General features: G+C 61.1%; 16 protein-coding genes and 1 pseudogene. 16 read left to right on the forward strand and 1 reads right to left on the reverse strand.

Annotated features, from left to right (window positions below; genetic code table 11):
- Positions 1–388 precede the first annotated feature (388 nt).
- Positions 389–832: pseudogene (locus AC07FD_RS26975) on the forward strand (CBS domain-containing protein); the annotation flags it as partial.
- Positions 833–1,134: 302 nt separating this feature from the next.
- Here AC07FD_RS26975 and AC07FD_RS26980 read toward each other — a convergent pair.
- Positions 1,135–1,776, reverse strand: a complete 642-nt coding sequence (locus AC07FD_RS26980; protein ID WP_095088713.1) for a plasmid pRiA4b ORF-3 family protein — start codon at positions 1,774–1,776, stop codon at positions 1,135–1,137.
- 713 nt (positions 1,777–2,489) lie between these two features.
- Here AC07FD_RS26980 and AC07FD_RS26985 point away from each other — a divergent pair.
- The 15 genes from AC07FD_RS26985 to AC07FD_RS27055 all read left to right on the forward strand — a co-directional run bounded on the left by AC07FD_RS26985 (position 2,490) and on the right by AC07FD_RS27055 (position 19,316).
- On the forward strand, positions 2,490–4,913 hold the full coding sequence (locus tag AC07FD_RS26985; protein WP_478352325.1) for a Ulp1 family isopeptidase: 2,424 nt from the start codon (positions 2,490–2,492) through the stop codon (positions 4,911–4,913).
- Positions 4,914–5,089: 176 nt separating this feature from the next.
- Positions 5,090–5,806, forward strand: a complete 717-nt coding sequence (locus tag AC07FD_RS26990; RefSeq protein ID WP_478352326.1) for a hypothetical protein — start codon at positions 5,090–5,092, stop codon at positions 5,804–5,806.
- Between the two features lie 361 nt (positions 5,807–6,167).
- Complete coding sequence (locus AC07FD_RS26995) at positions 6,168–6,524, forward strand: IS110 family transposase (RefSeq protein ID WP_167392229.1); 357 nt, start codon at positions 6,168–6,170, stop codon at positions 6,522–6,524.
- A gap of 882 nt (positions 6,525–7,406) precedes the next feature.
- On the forward strand, positions 7,407–9,434 hold the full coding sequence (locus AC07FD_RS27000) for a conjugal transfer protein TraG (RefSeq protein WP_095088705.1): 2,028 nt from the start codon (positions 7,407–7,409) through the stop codon (positions 9,432–9,434).
- Between the two features lie 119 nt (positions 9,435–9,553).
- Positions 9,554–9,967: a CopG family transcriptional regulator gene (locus AC07FD_RS27005; protein ID WP_095088703.1), complete on the forward strand. Its 414-nt coding sequence runs from the start codon at positions 9,554–9,556 to the stop codon at positions 9,965–9,967.
- A complete protein-coding gene (gene trbB / locus AC07FD_RS27010; RefSeq protein ID WP_095088701.1) occupies positions 9,964–10,932 on the forward strand; it encodes a P-type conjugative transfer ATPase TrbB in 969 nt (322 codons plus the stop codon). The genes AC07FD_RS27005 and trbB overlap by 4 nt, the downstream gene beginning before the upstream one ends.
- Before the next feature lie 11 nt (positions 10,933–10,943).
- A complete protein-coding gene (locus AC07FD_RS27015; protein WP_095088699.1) occupies positions 10,944–11,252 on the forward strand; it encodes a TrbC/VirB2 family type IV secretion system protein in 309 nt (102 codons plus the stop codon).
- The gene (locus tag AC07FD_RS27020) at positions 11,252–11,524 is read left to right on the forward strand and encodes a VirB3 family type IV secretion system protein (protein ID WP_095088697.1); all 273 of its coding nucleotides are present in this window, start codon (positions 11,252–11,254) and stop codon (positions 11,522–11,524) included. Before AC07FD_RS27015 ends, AC07FD_RS27020 begins: the two co-directional genes overlap by 1 nt.
- Positions 11,518–13,968: a conjugal transfer protein TrbE gene (gene trbE / locus AC07FD_RS27025; RefSeq protein WP_478352327.1), complete on the forward strand. Its 2,451-nt coding sequence runs from the start codon at positions 11,518–11,520 to the stop codon at positions 13,966–13,968. The genes AC07FD_RS27020 and trbE overlap by 7 nt, the downstream gene beginning before the upstream one ends.
- Complete coding sequence (gene trbJ, locus AC07FD_RS27030) at positions 13,965–14,690, forward strand: P-type conjugative transfer protein TrbJ (protein WP_095088690.1); 726 nt, start codon at positions 13,965–13,967, stop codon at positions 14,688–14,690. The genes trbE and trbJ overlap by 4 nt, the downstream gene beginning before the upstream one ends.
- A 30-nt stretch (positions 14,691–14,720) precedes the next feature.
- On the forward strand, positions 14,721–16,043 hold the full coding sequence (trbL, locus tag AC07FD_RS27035; RefSeq protein ID WP_095088685.1) for a P-type conjugative transfer protein TrbL: 1,323 nt from the start codon (positions 14,721–14,723) through the stop codon (positions 16,041–16,043).
- A complete protein-coding gene (gene trbF / locus AC07FD_RS27040) occupies positions 16,044–16,775 on the forward strand; it encodes a conjugal transfer protein TrbF (RefSeq protein WP_095088683.1) in 732 nt (243 codons plus the stop codon).
- Complete coding sequence (gene trbG, locus AC07FD_RS27045; RefSeq protein ID WP_478352328.1) at positions 16,765–17,793, forward strand: P-type conjugative transfer protein TrbG; 1,029 nt, start codon at positions 16,765–16,767, stop codon at positions 17,791–17,793. The genes trbF and trbG overlap by 11 nt, the downstream gene beginning before the upstream one ends.
- A gap of 11 nt (positions 17,794–17,804) precedes the next feature.
- Positions 17,805–19,019: a TraB/TrbI/VirB10 family type IV secretion system protein gene (locus AC07FD_RS27050; RefSeq protein ID WP_379021032.1), complete on the forward strand. Its 1,215-nt coding sequence runs from the start codon at positions 17,805–17,807 to the stop codon at positions 19,017–19,019.
- A gap of 12 nt (positions 19,020–19,031) precedes the next feature.
- Positions 19,032–19,316, forward strand: coding sequence for a DUF2274 domain-containing protein (locus AC07FD_RS27055; protein WP_095088676.1), 285 nt, complete (start codon positions 19,032–19,034; stop codon positions 19,314–19,316).
- The last annotated feature ends 24 nt before the right edge of the window (positions 19,317–19,340 follow it).

A 19,340-nucleotide genomic window follows, 5' to 3' on the forward strand; every position in this document is an offset into this window, starting at 1 on the left:
GTCCGTCAGCACGAATCGTTCCATCCAAAGCTTGAATCACAATCCAATCTCAGGCGGAATCCTGAATCTCAACAAGCCTTAGGCCGATTTGGCGTGCGGCCTCGCCGCGGCCGCCGCCGCATGAAGCGGGCTGCTTGCCAAACCGATCCGAAAACCCGCGTAACCTGCTGTAAAGACCGGTTCGGCCGAGCCGAACCGCACCGATCCGTTTGGCGGCATCGCGAAATATTATTTTCCCAAAGCTGCGGGTTCTTGGATCCGGTTGGATTCCCAATTCAACGGTATGGCGGGATTGCAGGCAATCGCGCCTGACTGACGCGTTCCACATCAAGTCTGAGGTTTTCAGGCATCCCATGGCCTTCCACCTTTTTGTCCCCATCCTTGCCGGCGCGACGATCTCGAGCGGCTGCTGCGGCAGGTCGAGTTGCAGGCGACGGTGCGCTCACACCGGACCTTGCTGTGCGAGGACATCATGTCGCGCGATGTGACCAGGCGCGGTATTTGCTGCTTGATTACAACATCCGGTCGCTACCGGTCGTCGATCTGGAAGCGAGGCTGGTCGGCGCCGGGCGGGCTCAGGGAGCTGGCACGAGCGGCGGACGCTGTAATAAGCGTGACGTCGCCGGCGGCGACCGCTACGGCAAGCGCACCCGCGATGAGCCTGCTGCCGGTGCTCACCGACGGTCGCAGCCACGCCGCCATCATCGTCGATGACGACAGGCGCATCCTCGGCCTGATCACGCAGACCGACCTGCTGGCTGCAACCGCGCCCGCGCGGGCTGCAGACCAGCCGCAAGGTGCAGACAAGCCATTGGCGGCAGCGCTACAATAGTCGCCACCCCCGAAAAAAATGTTCGGGAAGCTTTCCCGGCAAGCCTGTCCAATGTTCGACCGGGTTTCGATCCGGAGCCTATATTTGTTTAGGCGACATTGCCCGCCGCCCGCTTCCGGCGACATACAGCTTGTCCGCGGAGGCCGAGGACATTGTGCAGGAGGGTCTATGCCAGGGACCTTTCGTCCATATCAATCCCGTTCGCGGCGAGCCTCGCTCGTGCCCATTGTCGAGTCGAGCAGGCGGAAATGTCGGCTGCTCGATGGGCTGAACTCCTCCCAAGCAGACCGGGCTTTCTCAACTTACCGGTCGCGCTCGCCGGCCCTACGTTTGGATTTTGGCTGGTGAAGGCGTCGCCGGACGTTCGGCTTGAGCGCGTTCCTGACGTCCTTGTCGGCGACCGTCAGATCGAACCATTGAGGATCGAAATGGCCACCGCACCACCGCCTCATGTCGCGATGCTCGGGATCTTCCCGGTCGGCCATGATGGCCAGGAAACTCTCAAAACCGCCGATGCCGCCGACATCTTCCGGTGGCCTGGCGTGGGCGCCGTCGATGCAAGCCGCTGTCCTCGGAATCGGATCGAGGGTGAGGAATTTCTCGATGGTGACTAGATGCTCCCAGTGATCGCCGAAGTCGTAGAGATAGATGAATGAGAGGCCTGGATGGTGCTCGAAATCAAGAAGCCGGACCTCATTTTCATCGAAGGAACGGGATCCGCCTTCATATTCCATCTCGCCAAGCTGTTCGGGATCGCCATAGGACAAACCGCCAACCCGAAACTCATGCAGGTGGTAGTTCCACCAGTTGAAGGCGGCCTGGATGACGAGATGCAATTGTCCAAGATGCCAGTTCCACGGAACGACCACGCGTCGCCAAACCGCCGGCTCGATGCCGGCGAGCTCGATCCTGATTTGTAGCGCATTGGGTTCCTGGAAAAGCATGACGTTACTTGGAACTGTTTTGCCTCAAGATTGTCAACCTCGGTGTCGCGCCACTTTCGAACGCAGTGTCGAAGTGCGTCCGACCGCGGTGAAGAGCAATTCGACACGCTTGGCCAGATTGCGCATCTCCTCTGGTACCCGGCAAATAGAGCATCGGCGTCGCTGGTTCGCGCGGCGACGCAAATCGCCCGACGCGACCAGCGGCACGCGCTTATCGGCGACCCCAGCCGCAGCACCGACCGCAGGTTAGGCGAGGCGAACGGACCCTCCTACCCGTTCTCCCGATGCAAGGTCCCCAGGCTTGCGAGACGTCGTTTCACTATAGACGGCGCACGCGGTCCGGTATCCGCTGCATCTCGCTTTCGCGCAGCGCGGCCGCGACCTCAACCGGCATGCCGTGCTGGGGATCGGTTTCGTGTCCGGCAGGGTCCCAGAGGTGGTCCCCCACAAACTTCAGCGCCAGGCTTTTCGAGGCCGGCCACGGGAAAGAGGCACCGGTCGCGGCCGGCGCCTAGGCCTCAAGGGTTCTCTTCGAATTCACAGAACGCCTACGTCAGGTCAAAGTCAGCTAGGCTGCGTATCGTTGCTGCAGGGCTTACCAGACCGCACTCAATGAGCCTCTCAGGAGTGAGAATCGTTATGTATGGTCGAATTGGTGGCTCTCTGCGCAGACTTGCGAGCAGCCCATATTTCATTTTCAAATGGAGAGCGGTATGGATGGTTCGCAGTTCAATCCTCGGCAGTTGAATCCGTTTGCATCAGGCTTCGCGCAGCAGAATACCGAGATGCCGGTTGGGCAACAGGCGGACGACTCGAGCCGGCAAGCGAGCTTTGAGCAGCAGCTGAGCCAGTTACAGCCCCCTTCGTCTGAGGAGGGCGGTGGAGGGATCCAGAGCGCGGGCTTGCGGGATAACCCGTTCAGTGGCCCGGAGGCGGCGCAAGGACCGGGTCCATGGCGCAATAGCGGTAGACAGCAACCGGAGTTTGCGGTGAATAAAGAGGTCCGCGTGGGCGCAAAGCGCGAACGCTTTGGGCCCTTTGCCGAGGACAAGGAGCTTGTTTCCACCTTCAAGAAAGCAGCCCGCGAAGCGCAGACGCACGAGAGGACTGTCAAGAGATTGGTAGGTGATCTGCACCATTTAAGCGGCTGGCTGTTCCAGGAAAATCGGGGCCCTATAACCGGCCGGTTTGACCGCGATTCGCCTGGCCATGCTTCTTTTGTCGCCGATGTGCGGGACTATCTGAAGGATGGTGGCCGCTTTGCTGTCGTTGCGCAGCTGAACAAGGTTGCCCCCGGGAGCCTTCCTTCACGAGACCAGCTAATTGGGGAGCTCCCTGCCGAAGACGCCGATCTCTTGGCAAGGTTCCGGGTAGGCGCCGAGCAGCGCAATGCCGCCAAAGGGGACATCAAAAACAGTCTTTCCAGATTTAGGGTGTTTGCTCGGTGGCTCCAAGCAAACGATAGGGACCCTCTAGCTTCTCTGTTGCGAGGCGGTTCGCTAGACAATGAAATTTCGGAGTACAGAAGCCTGGGGGGAGACCCTCAGAATCGCCTTAAATGCGCTCTGGCTAATCTCCCGCGGCTCTTGCCTGGGGGTGAAGAAGCCGAAGCGCCCGGATCCGAACCCCGTGGCATTGGGCGGCCCCGTCACCTGGCTCCTTATCCCGAAGACGGCCCCCTCATTGATGGTGCGCTCGGCCAAGCCTTGAACGATCTTAGGAACCCGACTGCGGCGCAGAGGCAGTTTGCCCAGAAGCGGGCTACACGTCTTCGTGCGCTGAGTGAGTGGCTTCAAAAAACGGGCAGGGGGGGGAGCATAGCTGGTCGACTTAACGGCTCTAACAATGAGCAGTTAACGCTGCGGAACGATGTGGAAGCGTTCAAACTGACTGGAAGCAGAGTACACGCTCCCGATTTGTCGCATCTTCGGAGCTACTTAAAACTCGTCGAGGCGAACCAAGGGTTGGGGCTGCAATCACATGAGCAGTCGGCTTTGCCAGCCGCGCAGACAGCTCGGCAGACCGGCGCGCTGAAGGAGCTCGCCTCGCTGCCCGCTACCCCGAGCGAGGGAGCTCGGGCCTTCTGGAGCCAGGCGATGCAAGAACCCCCGTCATCATCAACTGCCATGGCTCTCTCAGACGTCTTCCGTGAGGTCGCGGGGCGCGACGATGCTCACTTTGCGCCAGCGCACTCTGCCAGGGCCCGTTCTGACACCTACGGCGGTCTTGAGTCAATCGTTGATCTGAATGCGCCCACGCCATCCGAATTGCGCGACGATGCTCACTTCGCGCCAGCGCACTCTGCCAAGGCTCGCTCAGACACCTACGGGGGTCTTGAATCAATCGTTGATCTGAATGCGCCCACGCCATCCGAATTGCGCGACGATGCTCACTTTGCGCCAGCGCACTCTGCCAAGGCCCGCTCAGACACCTACGGCGGTCTTCCATTGGTTGATCTGACAAGGCCCACGCCATCCGGATTACGCGACGAGGTTAATTCTGTGCGGGCATTCTCGACCACCTCCTCCGATGCTCAGATCGGGGCTTTGGATCCGAAAGCCTCGTCCCACGACCGCGGGCTGGTGCTCGGGGACACGCAATGGCTGGGCGACAGGCATATCCTCACGGATTACCAGCTCCTGGCGCAGGAGTTGCAGGGGACCAATCCGAGTCTCGCCGCCCGGACGCGGTTCGTGGATCCCCTCGTAGCCTTTCAGCTGAACTGGGGCGACACGCTAAGTACATTCCACAGTATCGTCCATAATCGGCAGGGTAACGATACAGCCGACTTCCTGTTCCTGCCAGTGAATAATGCCCATGTTTCGGATCCTAATCAACGCGGCAGCCATTGGTCGCTGCTGTTCGTTGATCGCAGCGACCGGCAAAAGCCGGTCGCCTATCACTACGACTCCGCGCAAGGATACAACGCCCGGCCTGCAGAACAGCTCGCAGGACGGCTGGGCGCCCGCCTGGAGTCACCCCTCATGGCCCAGCAGCAGAACAGCTATGATTGCGGCGTCTTTGTCGTGGACGGTATGCGTGAGCTGGTTAGGCGATTGGCGCAAGGAGGGCATTCTATCCACCTGGACCAGCTCGTCGCCGATCGGCAGGCACTGCAAAACCGACTCAGGAGTTGATGTCGGCTTCTGCTGATAGAGCTGGCTGAGGCGACTCTCGCCGACACCAGCCAGCGAAGGACACGCGCGAATGCGAGCTTGAGAAGTTGCATGCTCAGATCGGCCAGCTGACGATCGAGCGTGATCTTAGACTAGCCCCGACCTGTACAGTCTGTTTTACAGAGGATTTCATAGCCATGTTCTTCCGGTCCTTGTTACTCGTCCGCCTCCTCGCCTTTGGCAGCTCAGCCGCCATCGTGCCCGGCACGCAAACTACCATGGCGCAGAATCTGTCCACTCCGTCGCCATGGCCGGACACGCCGACATCACGACTGGAAGCTCTTGCAGTCCTTCAAGCCCTGAATGCCGATCTCCTCAGCAATGCCAGTGCTACGCTGACACTTGATCGCTGGTGCGCAACACACAAGCTGGCGCCGGAAGGCTCGAAGATCGTGGCTCATCGTGTACATGGTCAAGACAAGCCGGCGGATGTCCATATCCGTAAGCTACTTGCCGTAGGCTCGGACGAACCCATAGCCTATCGGCGCGTTCGTCTGGCCTGCGGCGAGCACGTCCTGTCCGAGGCGGACAACTGGTACGTGCCGGCAAGGCTGACGGCCGAGATGAACAAGGCGCTCGATACGAGCGATATAGCATTCGGTCGAGCCGTTCAGGCTCTAAATTTCAGTCGCACGAACCTATCGGCGAAGCTGCTTTGGTCCCCTCTCTCGAAAGGATGGGAAATGCAAACCAGCCTGCCGGCTTCCGGTACTGGATCTCTTGTCCCTCCCCCTTTCCTTCTCGAACATCACGCCGTGCTCAAACTACCGGATGGCGTGCCATTCAGTGCATTGATCGAAAGCTATACCAGCCGCGTGCTGGATTTCCCGGCTCCGCGTCCGTTTTCGCAATAGGCACTCTCCTGCTGCGAACATGAGCCGTCGGTCGGGCACTGCCCGGAAATAAAAAGCCATGTAGTTCGAGCGATCTGAACGCGTATAGAGGTTGTTTCAGCACGGTGGAGACTGGCCACGATCCCGGATAGCTTGATCTCCGGCCGCCGCGTCGCCCGCGAACCCACTATTACATCCCATACATGAGGTTGCTGCTCCCATCGGCGGAATGAGGCCATCTGCCCTGGTTTGTCGAAGACCTAAGGAGAGCAGCGATGGAATATTACGTTGGAGTGGACGTCAGTCTCAAGAGCACGCACATCTGCATTATGGTCAGGATCGACAGGTGGTGTGGCGCGGGAGCGCGGACACGCAGCCGTCAATGATCGCGGAGCGGCTGAAAAGATGGAACGGTCATCTTGCGAAAGTCGGCCTTGAGACAGGCTCGATGACGCCTTGGCTCTACCACGAGCTGAAGGATCAGGGTTTTCCGGTCATCTGCATGGATGCGCGGCGTGCTGCAGATGCCCTGAAGGCGCGGCCTGAGAAGACGGACAAGGCGGATGCGCAGGCGCTTGCCGAGATACTGGCAAGCGGTTTGTATTCTGCGGTGCATGTGAAGACCATGGAAAGCCACCGGCTGAAGGCGTTGCTTGGCGCGCGTGAGCAACTGGTCAATGTCAAGCGCCAGCTTTACGGGCAGGTCCGTGGGCTCCTGCGCAACAGCAGCCAAATGTAGAGAACGCAGCAGCGAAATGTAGAGAACCATTGGTCATAATGATTGACCGACATGCAAAATCGCCGCGCGGGTGGTCGAGATGAAAACCCAGATCCGCCTGCACCTGCCGACCTCCTGCCCCGACCAGCGCATCCTGCGCATCGTCCTCAATCGCATTGCGCGGCTCGTGACATAGCCGACGGGGCGCAGACGTCCCGAAACAAACCCGCCGACCGCAACCTGCAAACCCAGCCCTCCATCACGACGGATCATCGCCGGCGCCTGACGAGGGTTGTCAAAACGCACCGAAACGGCGACCTGATCACCGCCTCAGGCCGCCAAAAGCTCATCGCCGTGCATCAAGGCGGCTAGCATTCGGTGGTTTTTGAAAGCAGCCCGTCTTGATTGACGGTCTTTCGGCAATTCCGGATCACGGTCCGATCCTCTGATCTCAGATTTGTCGGGTGCTACGTCGGGCATGACCGTCCCTCGAAGGGGCCCCCGGGCAGGCTCCCCGCGCCTCGTGGCCTCTTTTTTGCTGTCGCCTCTGCAAGCGTGAATCAACCCGGATCATTCGACCGGGTTGGCCGAACCTTGGCGCCTTCGGGAAATTGTCTTGCGCCGTACAGAGAGCGCAGCCCTTGTAGTTGGCCAGGGTCTGCAGAAAATCTAGCAGAAGGTGCTGTTTCAGTTCGTCCGGGATACCTCCGGACGCGTCGAATCCGAGAGCATAGCACCGGCCTTATGTCTTATCGATTGAACAGCGGCGCGTTCCCGCGTTTCAAATCTGAGCAATACCCAATGATTGCCCCATCGCACCTCGTCGTGCGTACGGTGGGTTTTACTCCCTGTGCTTTGGCCAGATGCTTGATCCGCCTGTCCAGAACAGCGGAGCAAAAGCCAATGACACCGACGAAGCTGCTGATTGGCCAGATCGTGGTTGTGTTTGCCATCGCAGTCCTCGGCGTATGGACGGCAACACAATGGTGCGCCCACATGCTGGGCCATCAGCCGCCACTCGGCGCCCCATGGTTTGTCGCGGCCGGCTGGGCAATCTATAAGCCGTGGAAACTTTTCGAATGGTGGTTCCATTTCGACGCTTACGCGCCAGAGGTCTTCGACAAGGCGGGCGCACTTGCCGGTGCCAGTGGCTTCCTAAGCTGTGGCGCTGCTATGGCCGGTTCACTTTGGCGTGCGCGGCAGCGTGGAGCGGTCACTACCTACGGCTCTTCACGATGGGCCGAAAAGTGGGAGATTGAGAAGGAGGGGCTATTCAGGACGGCCGGCGTTTTCCTTGGCAAATTGAAGGACCAGTATCTGCGCCATGACGGCCCAGAGCATGTCATGGCGTTTGCGCCAACACGTTCCGGCAAGGGTGTCGGGCTGGTTCTGCCAACCCTCCTTTCCTGGACCGGCTCGGCCGTCATTCACGACATCAAAGGTGAAAACTGGCAGCTGACCTCCGGCTGGCGCTCGAAGTTTTCACATTGCCTTTTGTTCAATCCTACCGATTCAAGGTCGGCGCGCTACAACCCGCTGCTAGAGGTACGCCAGGGCCTAGACGAGGTCCGCGACGTCCAGAACATCGCCGACATCCTCGTCGATCCGGAAGGCGCGCTGGAGCGGCGAAACCATTGGGAAAAGACCAGCCACTCACTGCTGGTCGGCGCCATCTTGCACGTGCTCTACGCCGAAGAGGAAAAGACGCTAGCCCGTGTCGCTACCTTCCTCTCGGACCCACAGCGCTCGTTTGCTGCAACGCTGCAACGGATGATGACCACCAACCATCTCGGAGCTAGTGAAAAGCCTCAGGTCCATCCTGTCGTGGCCTCGGCGGCTCGTGAGGTGCTGAACAAGTCAGAGAATGAGCGTTCAGGCGTTCTCTCGACCGCCATGTCATTTCTCGGGCTCTATCGCGATCCGACCGTAGCTGCGGCAACATCGGCTTGCGACTGGCGCATTGCTGACCTCATGGATGCAGAGCGACCAATGTCGCTTTATCTGGTCGTGCCGCCATCGGACATCTCACGTACCAAGCCGCTGGTGCGACTGGTGCTCAATCAGATCGGCCGGCGGCTCACCGAGCGGCTGGAGGGCGATCCAAAGAAGAGCCGCAAACATCAACTGCTCATGATGCTCGACGAATTTCCGGCGCTCGGACGGCTCGATTTTTTCGAGACTGCGCTCGCCTTCATGGCCGGCTACGGCATTCGCGCCTATCTGATCGCGCAATCCTTGAACCAGATTTCAAAAGCCTACGGCGAGAACAACGCCATTCTCGACAACTGTCATGTGCGGATTGCCTTTTCGTCCAATGACGAGCGCACGGCAAAACGCATCTCCGATGCGCTCGGCACGGCGACGGAGCTCAGATCCATGCGCAACTATGCCGGCCATAGGCTGGCGCCCTGGCTTTCCCACGTCATGGTCAGCCGCCAGGAAACGGCACGACCTCTGCTGACGCCCGGGGAGGTAATGCAGTTGCCGCCGTCTGACGAACTGGTGTTGGTTTCAGGGCTGCCGCCGATCCGTGCCAAGAAGTTGCGCTATTACCAGGATCAGAATTTCACCGAACGGTTGCTGCCTTCGCCACTGCTTCGGGACGGTCCTTACGCTGATTGCCCTGCGTCGCGTCTGGATGATTGGAGCGGACAGGTGTGCGGCGTTGATCGCCGTCTTGTTCCCGGCGACGAAAGCGGCGTGGCAACCGAAAACGACGGCGGTGTTCAGCAGCAGCGTCATCCAGGTCTGCCCGATGAACACCCCGTCGTCTCTCAGCAGCCGGATCAGGACGATCTCTTCAAGCCCACCGACGATGACAGCGAGGCGCTCCCCGACAAGCTCGTTATGGACCGGATTTCCACTGCCGCGCGTGCCTACGGCATCAACGAGGGAAGGGGCGACGACAAGGACATCGTGCCCGGCTTCTGAACCCCACTTCGAGTTGGGCGCACCTCAGCGTAGATAACGGCCATACGCGATTTCGGGCACCTCGACGATGCTTGTTCCGTCGCCGGTGCAGCAAGCGTCGGTCAGCCGGAACGAGCCGCATGAAGCCCCACCGCATCCGTCATCAGTTTCTGCTTGAACCCGGGCTGAGCGAGAAGCTGGACAACCTCAGCCGCGATCCATCGACCACCAAATCCGCGGTCGTCGCGAAGGCGGTTGAGGCCTTCATAGAGCGGCGGGGCGAGAACGATCTCGACCAGCGCTACGGCAAGCGGCTCGATCGTCTGTCCCGCGAGCTCGATCATATCAGGCGCGATGTCGAGATGGTTCTGGAGAGCCTGGCGCTCTTCATCCGTTTTTCGATCACGCTTCATGCCCACACGCCGGTTCCGGACAGGGCGACGCAAGCGATTGCCCAGGAGCGTTTCGACAAATTCGTCGAGCAGGTCGGTCGCCAGATCGCCTCCGGGAAAAAATCGCTTGGCGAGGCCAATGGCGGGGGAAGGGAAGGATGAGTTCTCATCCCGAGGCCGACCATCGCCGCCGCGCCATGCTGCGCACCGCCATGGGCCCAGCGATCACCGAAGCCCTAGCCGATCCATTGGTCATCGAGGTGATGGTCAATCCCGACGGTGCGCTGAGGCTCGACCGGCTGGGCGAGGGGCGGGTCGACACCGGCGTGCACATGCACCCTTCCGAGGCGGAGCGCATCATTCGCCTGGTCGCCTCCCACGTGCGCGCCGAAGCGCATGAGGACAATCCGATTGTCAGCGCCGAACTGCCTTCGGGCGAGCGCTTCGAGGGTCTGCTGCCGCCGGTCGTGCTGGCACCATGCTTTGCTATCCGTAAACCGGCCGCAAAGCTCTACACTCTGGCCAACTACGTGGCCGACCGCATCATGTTGCCGCTGCAGGCCGATGCGCTGAAAAAGGCGGTCCGCGAGCGGCGCAACATTCTGGTCGCCGGCGGCACGTCGTCGGGCAAAACAACCCTTGCCAACGCGCTGCTGGCCGAAGTCGCCGAATGCGACGAGCGGGTGATCCTCATCGAGGACACGCGCGAACTGCAATGCGCGGCGAAGGATTGCGTTGCCTTACGAACGAGGCGGGGTTCGGTAACGCTTGCCGATCTCGTGCGCTCGACGCTGCGGCTTAGGCCCGACCGGATCATCGTCGGCGAAGTCCGGGGTGCGGAAGCGCTCGACATGGTGAAGGCATGGAACACAGGGCATCCCGGCGGCATCGCCACGGTTCACGCCAATTCGGCGCGCTCCGCGCTCTATCGCATCGAGCAGCTCGCGCAGGAAGCCGTCGTCACCGTTCCCCGCCGCCTCATCGCCGACGCCATCGATCTGATCGTCTTCATCGCCGGGCGCGGCTCGTCGCGCCGCATCGACGCGATCGCCGAGGTCACCGGTCTTGACGGCAGCGGCGATTACGCCGTCACCCCGCTCACGCTTCCGCAACTCCAGCAGCTCTGAAAGGTCATCTCATGCGCAAGAAGCTTCGCTTTCTTTCGTCCGCCGCGTTCGCGTTTTTTCTCACGGCACCGGCTTTCGCCGCGGGCTCCGGCATGCCCTGGGAGCAGCCGCTGCAGCAGATACTGGAATCGGTGCAAGGGCCGGTCGCCAAGATCGTCGCGGTGATCATAATCATCACCACCGGCCTGACGCTTGCCTTCGGTGATACGGCGGGCGGCTTCCGCCGGCTGATCCAGATCGTCTTCGGTCTGTCGATCGCCTTCGCGGCATCGAGCTTCTTTCTCTCCTTCTTCTCCTTCGGCGGTGGGGCACTCGTCTGATGGCCAGCGGAGAGCAGCATATTGAGGGCTTCGAGGTTCCTGTTCACCGGGCATTGACTGAGGCGATCCTGCTGGGCGGTGCGCCTCGAGCGGTTGCGATCCTCAACGGCACGGTGGCTGCGGCCCTCGGTCTTGGCCTGCAGCAGTGGATCGCCGGGCTGGTACTCTGGATTGCCGGCCACACGCTCGCGGTCTTTGCCGCGCGCCGGGATCCGGACTTCGCGAGCGTGCTTGTCCGTCATCTTCGCATGAAGGGATGGTTTGCATGCTGAACCTTTCGGAGTATCGCGGCAAAGCCGACCGGCTTGCCGACCATTTGCCTTGGGCCGCACTGGTCGCGCCGGGCATCGTGCTCAACAAGGATGGCAGCTTTCAGCGGACGTTGCGGTTCCGGGGTCCCGATCTCGAAAGCGCGACCGAAGCCGAACTCATCGGGATCTGCGCACGGGCGAACAATGCGCTCAGACGCCTTAGCTCCGGCTGGGCATTGTTCTTCGAGGCGGAGCGCATAGAAGCGCTGGGCTATCCGCATTCGCGGTTCCCCGATGCGGCGTCGTGGCTGGTCGACGAAGAACGGCGCGGGGCCTTCGAGGGCAAGGTCGCGCATTTCGAGAGCCGCTATCAACTGACCTTGCTGTTCATGCCGCCGCCGGACGGCCAGGCGCGGGCGGAAAGCGCGCTGGTCGACTCTCATCATTCCGAAGGCGAAAGAGACTGGCGCCAGGAGCTGGCGCGGTTCCGTGACGAGACCGACCGGGTTCTGGGTCTACTGTCGGGCTTCATGCCGGAAATGCGCGCCCTCGATGATGCCGAGACGCTGACTTACCTGCACGGCACAATCTCGACCCGCCGCCATCCAGTCGCCGTACCGGAAACGCCTATGTATCTGGATAGCATGCTGGTCGATGCGCCGCTCACCGGCGGCTTGGAGCCGATGCTGGGTGAGCAGCATCTTCGCACACTTACCATCCTCGGATTCCCGAACCTCACGCGGCCCGGAATTCTGGACGCACTCAACAACCAGGATTTCGCTTATCGCTGGGTGACGCGCTTCATTCCGCTCGACAAGACGGAAGCCACCAAGACGCTGACGCGATTGCGCCGGCAGTGGTTTGCCAAGCGCAAATCGATCGTGGCTATCCTGCGCGAGGTCGTGACCAACGAACCCGTTCCTCTCATCGACAGCGACGCCGACAACAAGGCACTCGATGCAGACGAAGCACTTCAAGCACTGGGCGGCGATCATGTCGGGTTCGGCTATCTCACCACTACTGTGACGGTGTGGGACGAGGACCACCAAGCCGCCGAGGAGAAACTTCGCGCGGTCGAGCGCATCGTCAACGGACTTGGCTTCACTACGATCCGTGAAAGCGTTAATGCCGTGGAAGCGTGGCTCGGCTCGTTGCCTGGTCATGTCTACGCCAACGTTCGCCAGCCGCTCATTCACACACTGAATCTTGCCCATCTCATGCCGCTGTCATCGGTGTGGGCCGGGCCGGCGACGAACGAGCATCTCGCCAATGTTACCCAGACCGAAGCCCCGCCGCTTCTCGTTGCCGAGACCAGCGGGTCGACTCCGTTCCGGCTTTCCACTCATGTCGAGGACGTCGGCCACATGCTGATCGTTGGACCGACCGGCGCCGGCAAGTCGGTTCTGCTAGCACTGATCGCTTTGCAGTTCCGGCGCTATGCCGGCGCGCAGGTCTATGTCTTCGACAAAGGCAATTCGGCGCGTGCGGCGACACTTGCGATGGGTGGAGAGCATCATGTGCTCGGCGCGGACGGTGCGTTTGCCTGCCAGCCACTGCGAAACATCAGCGACCAGGCTACCCGCGGTTGGGCGGCCGAATGGATTGCAGGTCTGATTGCCCATGAGAGCGTCACCGTCACACCGGAGGTGAAGGAGGCAATCTGGTCGGCGCTCAACAGCCTTGCCACGGCGCCGACTCAGGAACGCACGCTGACCGGCCTGTCGGTCCTGCTTCAGTCCAATGCGCTCAAGTCTGCGTTGATGCCCTACACGCTCGACGGTCCCTTCGGCCGGCTGCTCGATGCCGATATCGATCGGCTGGCCTTATCGGATGTGCAATGCTTCGAGACCGAGGAGCTGATGCACAGCCAAGGCGCTGTCCTGCCGGTGCTCACCTATCTTTTCCATCGCCTCGAGGAGCGGTTTGACGGGCGGCCGACGCTGCTCATGCTCGACGAGGCGTGGGTCTATCTCGACAACCCGCTTTTTGCCGCCCGCATCCGCGAATGGCTGAAGGTGCTGCGAAAGAAGAACGTGTCGGTTGTCTTCGCCACCCAATCGCTTGCCGACATCGTGGGCTCTGCAATCGCGCCCGCAATCATCGAGAGCTGCCCACAGCGTATTTTTCTTCCCAATGATCGTGCGGTGGAGCCGCAAGCGCGGGCAGCCTACGAACGCTTCGGTTTGAACGAGCGGCAGATCGAACTGATCGCTCGCGCCACGCCGAAGCGGCACTATTACCTGCAGTCGCGCCGCGGCAACCGTCTTTTCGAGCTCGGGCTCGGCCCGATCACACTCGCGCTGTGCGGTGCTTCCGATCCGGCCACGCAGACCCTTATCGAAAGGGTCCTGTCCGAGCACGGACAGGACAGCTTTGCCTCTCGTTTCCTGAATGCACGCGGCCTGGATTGGGCTGCCGAGCTTCTCCAGCAATTCCCTCAACCAGACACGGAGCAATCGTCATGATGGGACGCCGCCTTTTCACCAGCCTGATCACCGTTTCCCTGATCGCCAAACCGATGGCCGACTACGTCCAGCCAGCCTACGCCCTCATCGTGTTCGATCCGTCGAACTATACCCAGAACGTGCTAACGGCGGCACGCTCGCTGGAGCAGATCAACAACCAGGTCCAATCGCTTCAGAACCAGGCGACCATGCTGCAGAACATGGCGCGCAACCTTCAGCATCTGGATTTTTCTTCCGTTGGCCAACTCACCGGTGCGCTCCATCGCATCGACGGGCTGATGGATCAGGCGAGTGGCCTGAGCTTTGATCTCGACAAGCTTCAAGACCAATGGCGCAATCAATACCCGGAAAGCTATGACGCGACGATAAAGGTCAGCGATGTGGCGGGCGCTGCACGCGAGCGCTGGCAGAGCGCCATGCAGGCGTTTCGCCAGACCATGGGTGTCCAGTCGCAGATCGTCGAGAACGTCCGCGGCGACGGTGACCTGCTTACCGATCTCATCAACCGCAGCCAGGGCGCGGCCGGTGCGCTTGAGGCAAGCCAGGCAACCAACCAGTTGATCGCGCTTTCGACCAAGCAGCAGATGCAGATTCAGACGCTGCTCGCGACGCAGTTTCGAGCTGAAGCCGAGGATGCCGCTCGCAAGGCACAATCCGAGGAGGCCGCCCGCGAGACAACCGAGCGCTTCCTGGGCACCGGCACAGCCTATCCCGGCAACTGATCACCATTTCTTCACGACGAGGAAGGCGGCATGAACGACCTTGGGGTCATCGATCGCTTCATGGAGACCTTTGTCCGCTATATCGACAGCGGGTTCGGTCTGCTCTCGGGCGATGTCGCCTTCCTCACCACGACCCTGATCGGCATCGACATCACACTTGCCGGCCTGGCCTGGGCACTCGGCGGCGAACCCAACGTTCCCGGCCGGCTCATCCGCAAGGTACTCTATGTCGGCGTGTTCGCCTTCATCCTGAACAATTTCAAGAACCTTGCCGACATCATCTATCGGTCCTTTGCCGGTCTCGGCATCAACGCGTCCTCTGGCAATCTCTCCGCCGACAATCTTTTGCATCCGGGCCGCATTGCCGCGACTGGTTTCGAGGGTGCCTGGCCGCTGCTCGATCAGGCAAGCCAGCTCCTGGGCTTCCCAGAAATCTTCGGCAATGCGCTCACCATCTTCGTGCTGCTTGTGGCCTGGTTCCTGGTCATCATCGCCTTCTTTATTCTTTCCATCCAGCTCTTCATCACCATCCTCGAGTTCAAGCTCACCACTTTGGCGGGCTTCGTTCTGGTTCCATTCGCACTCTGGAACCGTTCGGCGTTTCTGGCCGAGCGTGTGCTCGGCAATGTGATCTCGTCGGGCATTAAGGTGATGGTGCTCGCCGTCATCGTGGGCATCGGCTCCACGCTCTTCGGCGAGTTCGCTTCCGCGCTGCAAGGCAAGGAGCCGGACCTGGCCGCCGCCATGTCACAAGTTCTTGGTGCGCTGTCGCTGCTTGGGCTCGGCATCTTCGGGCCAGGCATCGCTTCGGGCCTTGTCTCTGGCGCGCCGCAGCTTGGCGCTGGCGCCGCACTCGGAACCACTGCGGCTGCCGCCGGCGCATCACTCGTTGCCGGAGGCGCGGCATTTGCCGGCGCGCGCATGGCAACCGGCGGCAGTCTCGCCGCAGTCCGTGCGGGCACCTCGATGGGATCGGCTGCTTCCACGGCTTGGCAGCTGGGGCGCGCAACCTCGCTCGACTCTGGCCTGTCCGGTGTAGCTGCTGGACTGCAGGGTGTGACCAGTGCCGCCGGTGGCGCCGCGATGCGAGCTGCACGATCTGCCGCGGGAACGTTCGGGCGCAGCGCCGACGCCGGCCGCGAAGCCGCCTGGACCGCGACTGGCGGTACGCCGACCGCGTCAATGGCCGGAAGCCCAGCCGGTACAGCCACTGATGCCGCTCCCAATTGGGCAAGGCAATTGCGTTCCGAACAGACCGCCCGCGCTCATCGACACGCCGCAGTGCAGGCGGTCCGTGATGGCGACAGGCCGGGTGGCAGCGCCAATCCCTCTCTCAATGACAAGGACGACTAGATGCTCTTCAAGCGACCCGTTCAACGTTACGGCAAGACACCCGAACCGGTCACGCCGTATCAGAAAGCCGCCCAGCTCTGGGACGAGCGTATCGGCTCATCTCGGGTGCAGGCCCGCAATTGGCGGCTCATGGCCCTGGGCTGTCTCGTCTTGGCGACTGGACTTTCCTGCGGACTTGTATGGCAGTCGATGCAAAGCCGCGTCGTGCCGTACGTCGTCGAGGTTGACCGTTTTGGTGAGGCGCGCGCCGTCGCGCCGGCAATCCAAAACTACCAGCCCAACGATGCCCAGATCGCCTGGCACCTCGGCCGCTTCATCCAGAATGTTCGCTCTGTTTCGACCGATCCGGTGCTGGTGCGGCAGAATTGGCTGGCGGCTTACGACTTTGCCACCGACCGCGCCGCTCTCTTCCTCAATGAGTACGCCAAGGCAAACGACCCCTTCGGTCAGATCGGCACGCGCAGCGTGTCGGTGCAGGTGACCAGTGTCGTCAGGGCCTCCGAAAGCTCTTTCCAGGTCAAATGGACCGAGCAGGTGTTTGAGCGCGGCAGCCTGGCCAGCACGACGCGCTGGACCGCGATCCTTACGATCATGATCCGACCGCCAAACAACACGGACCAGCTACGCAGCAATCCGCTCGGTGTCTTCATCAACGCCATCGACTGGTCGCGTGAGCTCGACAGTGCGGCGCCGACATCCGTTTCCCCGAAGGAGTCCTCCGATGACAAATAGAGCCCCATCGTTCCGTGCTGTGCTGATGTTGTCGGTCTCAGCAGCAGTCTTATCAGCGTGTGCATCGAAACCAGTGCCGCCGCCTCAGATTTCCTATGACGCTGCCGACTTCAAGCCAACTGCAATTGAGAAGGCGCCGGAGAACCAGGTCAAAATCGTCGAGGTGCCGAAGCCACTGCCGCTGCCTGGCCAGTTGCAGCCCGAACCGGGCAAGGTGGTGGAAGACAAGCGCGCTCCAGAAGAACGCGTCGCAGATGCCAACAAGGCGGCCACGCAGCAACCCACCAGGTATGGCTATGTTAACGCGGTGCAAGTCTATCCCTTTGCGGATGGCGCGCTTTATCAGCTCTATGCCGCGCCGGAGCGAGTCGTCGACATCGCCCTGCAGTCAGGGGAGAAGCTGACATCCGTGTCGGCCGGCGACACGGTGCGCTGGGTCATCGGCGATACCGTCAGCGGCACCGGTAACAACCAGCGCACCCATGTGCTGGTAAAACCCTTCGCGCCGGGGCTCAGCACCAATCTGGTCATCACAACGGACCGGCGGACCTACCATCTGCAACTTCAAAGCACTGAGAAGACCGCAATGGCGGCAATCTCCTGGACCTACAGCGAGGACCAGATCATCGCGCTGCGCCGAAGCAACGCTCAAGCCGAGGCTGCCACGTCGGTTGCGTCGAATGTGGCACTGGACAACATTCGCTTTCGCTATTCGATTACTGGCGACACCCCGGCCTGGAGACCGAAGCGCGCCTTCGACGATGGCAGCAAGGTTTATATCGAATTTCCGGGTCGCATCGATCAGGGCGAAGCACCACCACTCTTCATCGTCGGTCCTGACGGAACTAGCCAGCTCGTCAACTACCGCATGCGCGGCAACTACTACATCGTGGACCGCCTCTTCGCCGCAGCCGAGCTGCGCCTCGGTGCGAAGCAGCAGCAGGTGGTGCGCATTGCAAGGACCGACGGCCGGCAACCGCCGCGGCGGATGACACTCTTTCCACGTCTTGGCAGGTGAGGGGAGCACTCATGACCGATACTTCCCGACCCGATGCGCGGCCAAAACTCGATCCCGAGCAGTTGCAGTTGCGGGCTTCCCCCCGCCGCGCTGTGCGGTTCAGGCGCGGCGTGATCATTGCTATCGCTGCACTCGGATCTGGCGCCATATTCGGCGTTACCATGATGGCGCTCCAAGGACCGGCTTGGCGTATCAAAGAGCAGGCGGTAGACCTGTACAATACCGAGCGGAAGCCAACCGCCGAAGGACTTGAAACGCTTCCCAAGGATTATTCCGGGATCACGCCGAAGGCTCCGGTGCTTGGGCCACCATTGCCGGGCGATCTCGGCCGCCCCATCCTCGAACGTCAGCGCCAGCTCGGCATCGCGCCGGGGCAGGAGGCATCGGCCGAGGAACAGCGCCTCGCCCAGCAGGCGATCGCGGCGCGCGAGTCGCAAGTCATGCTCAGGATCGAGAATCGGCTCGAAACGTCGCCTGTTGCAGGCACAGGGCCAAGTAAGCAGCAGCCGTTTGAGGCGCTCGCACAATCCGATGCGACACGCCAGTCGGCTTCGGTGGCGACGACCGAGGGTGACCAAAACAACCAACAGCGCAAGCTCGATTTTATCAACCAGAAAAACGCCAGTGGAATCTACAATCCGCATGCGCTGCAGACGCTGGCTTCCCCATATCAGCTCATGGCCGGCAGCGTGATCGCCGCTAGCCTGATCACCGGCATCAATTCCGACTTGCCAGGTTTGGTCGTCGCGCAGGTCACCGAGAATGTGCACGACACGGTCACGGGCCACGCCTTGCTCATCCCGCAGGGGTCAAGGCTGATCGGCACCTATGACAGCGTCGTCGCTTTTGGCCAAAAACGCGCGCTGCTGGTTTGGCAACGCATTGTGATGCCTGACGGCTCGTCGATCGAAATCGACAATCTGCCTGCCACAGACACCGCCGGCTATGCGGGACTTGAGGACAAGGTGGATTTCCACACATGGCAGCTGATCAAGGGCGTTGCGCTAGGCACTCTACTGGGCGTCGGCACCGAGCTGAGTTTTGGGGAAAACGAAAGCGATCTTGTCAAGGCAATCCGGGAATCCACTCAGCAGAACGTCAGTCAGGCCGGCCAGCGCATCACCGAAAAGAACCTGAACATCCAACCCACCATCACCGTCCGTCCCGGTTGGCCACTGCGCGTCATCGTACATAAGGATCTCGTGCTGCGGCCGTATTCGGGTTGAACAGGAGTAGTCATGGCCAACCTGAAACTCGGGAAGCTTCCGGACCGGACCCCTTCCAAGATCACCATCACTGTAAGCGCCGGCCTGGGCCAAGCACTGAACGACTATGCGGCGCTTTACCGCCAGACCTATGGCGAGTCTGAAACGGTGGCCGAGCTCATCCCGTTCATGCTGGCGGAGTTCCTGGAAAGCGACCGCGCGTTTGCCAAGGCCAAAAAGGACGGCATGCCAACCTCAGACACGTCGGAGAAATCACGGCGCCAATCAACGCCTAGTACCTCTGCACAGAGGTTATGACGGGTTGAACCGGCTGAAGTTTGG

This window comes from Mesorhizobium waitakense, from assembly GCF_056431085.1.

Bases quoted from the DNA above. Each gene is read 5' to 3' on its own strand.
- AC07FD_RS26985 (WP_478352325.1), top strand. From the start codon at position 2,490: ATGGATGGTTCGCAGTTCAATCCTCGGCAGTTGAATCCGTTTGCATCA.
- AC07FD_RS26995 (WP_167392229.1), top strand. From the start codon at position 6,168: ATGATCGCGGAGCGGCTGAAAAGATGGAACGGTCATCTTGCGAAAGTC.
- AC07FD_RS26990 (WP_478352326.1), top strand. From the start codon at position 5,090: ATGTTCTTCCGGTCCTTGTTACTCGTCCGCCTCCTCGCCTTTGGCAGC.
- trbJ (WP_095088690.1), top strand. From the start codon at position 13,965: ATGATGGGACGCCGCCTTTTCACCAGCCTGATCACCGTTTCCCTGATC.
- AC07FD_RS27055 (WP_095088676.1), top strand. From the start codon at position 19,032: ATGGCCAACCTGAAACTCGGGAAGCTTCCGGACCGGACCCCTTCCAAG.
- trbE (WP_478352327.1), top strand. From the start codon at position 11,518: ATGCTGAACCTTTCGGAGTATCGCGGCAAAGCCGACCGGCTTGCCGAC.
- AC07FD_RS27050 (WP_379021032.1), top strand. From the start codon at position 17,805: ATGACCGATACTTCCCGACCCGATGCGCGGCCAAAACTCGATCCCGAG.
- AC07FD_RS26980 (WP_095088713.1), bottom strand. From the start codon at position 1,776: ATGCTTTTCCAGGAACCCAATGCGCTACAAATCAGGATCGAGCTCGCC.
- AC07FD_RS27000 (WP_095088705.1), top strand. From the start codon at position 7,407: ATGACACCGACGAAGCTGCTGATTGGCCAGATCGTGGTTGTGTTTGCC.
- trbF (WP_095088683.1), top strand. From the start codon at position 16,044: ATGCTCTTCAAGCGACCCGTTCAACGTTACGGCAAGACACCCGAACCG.
- AC07FD_RS27020 (WP_095088697.1), top strand. From the start codon at position 11,252: ATGGCCAGCGGAGAGCAGCATATTGAGGGCTTCGAGGTTCCTGTTCAC.
- trbB (WP_095088701.1), top strand. From the start codon at position 9,964: ATGAGTTCTCATCCCGAGGCCGACCATCGCCGCCGCGCCATGCTGCGC.
- trbG (WP_478352328.1), top strand. From the start codon at position 16,765: ATGACAAATAGAGCCCCATCGTTCCGTGCTGTGCTGATGTTGTCGGTC.
- AC07FD_RS27005 (WP_095088703.1), top strand. From the start codon at position 9,554: ATGAAGCCCCACCGCATCCGTCATCAGTTTCTGCTTGAACCCGGGCTG.
- AC07FD_RS27015 (WP_095088699.1), top strand. From the start codon at position 10,944: ATGCGCAAGAAGCTTCGCTTTCTTTCGTCCGCCGCGTTCGCGTTTTTT.
- trbL (WP_095088685.1), top strand. From the start codon at position 14,721: ATGAACGACCTTGGGGTCATCGATCGCTTCATGGAGACCTTTGTCCGC.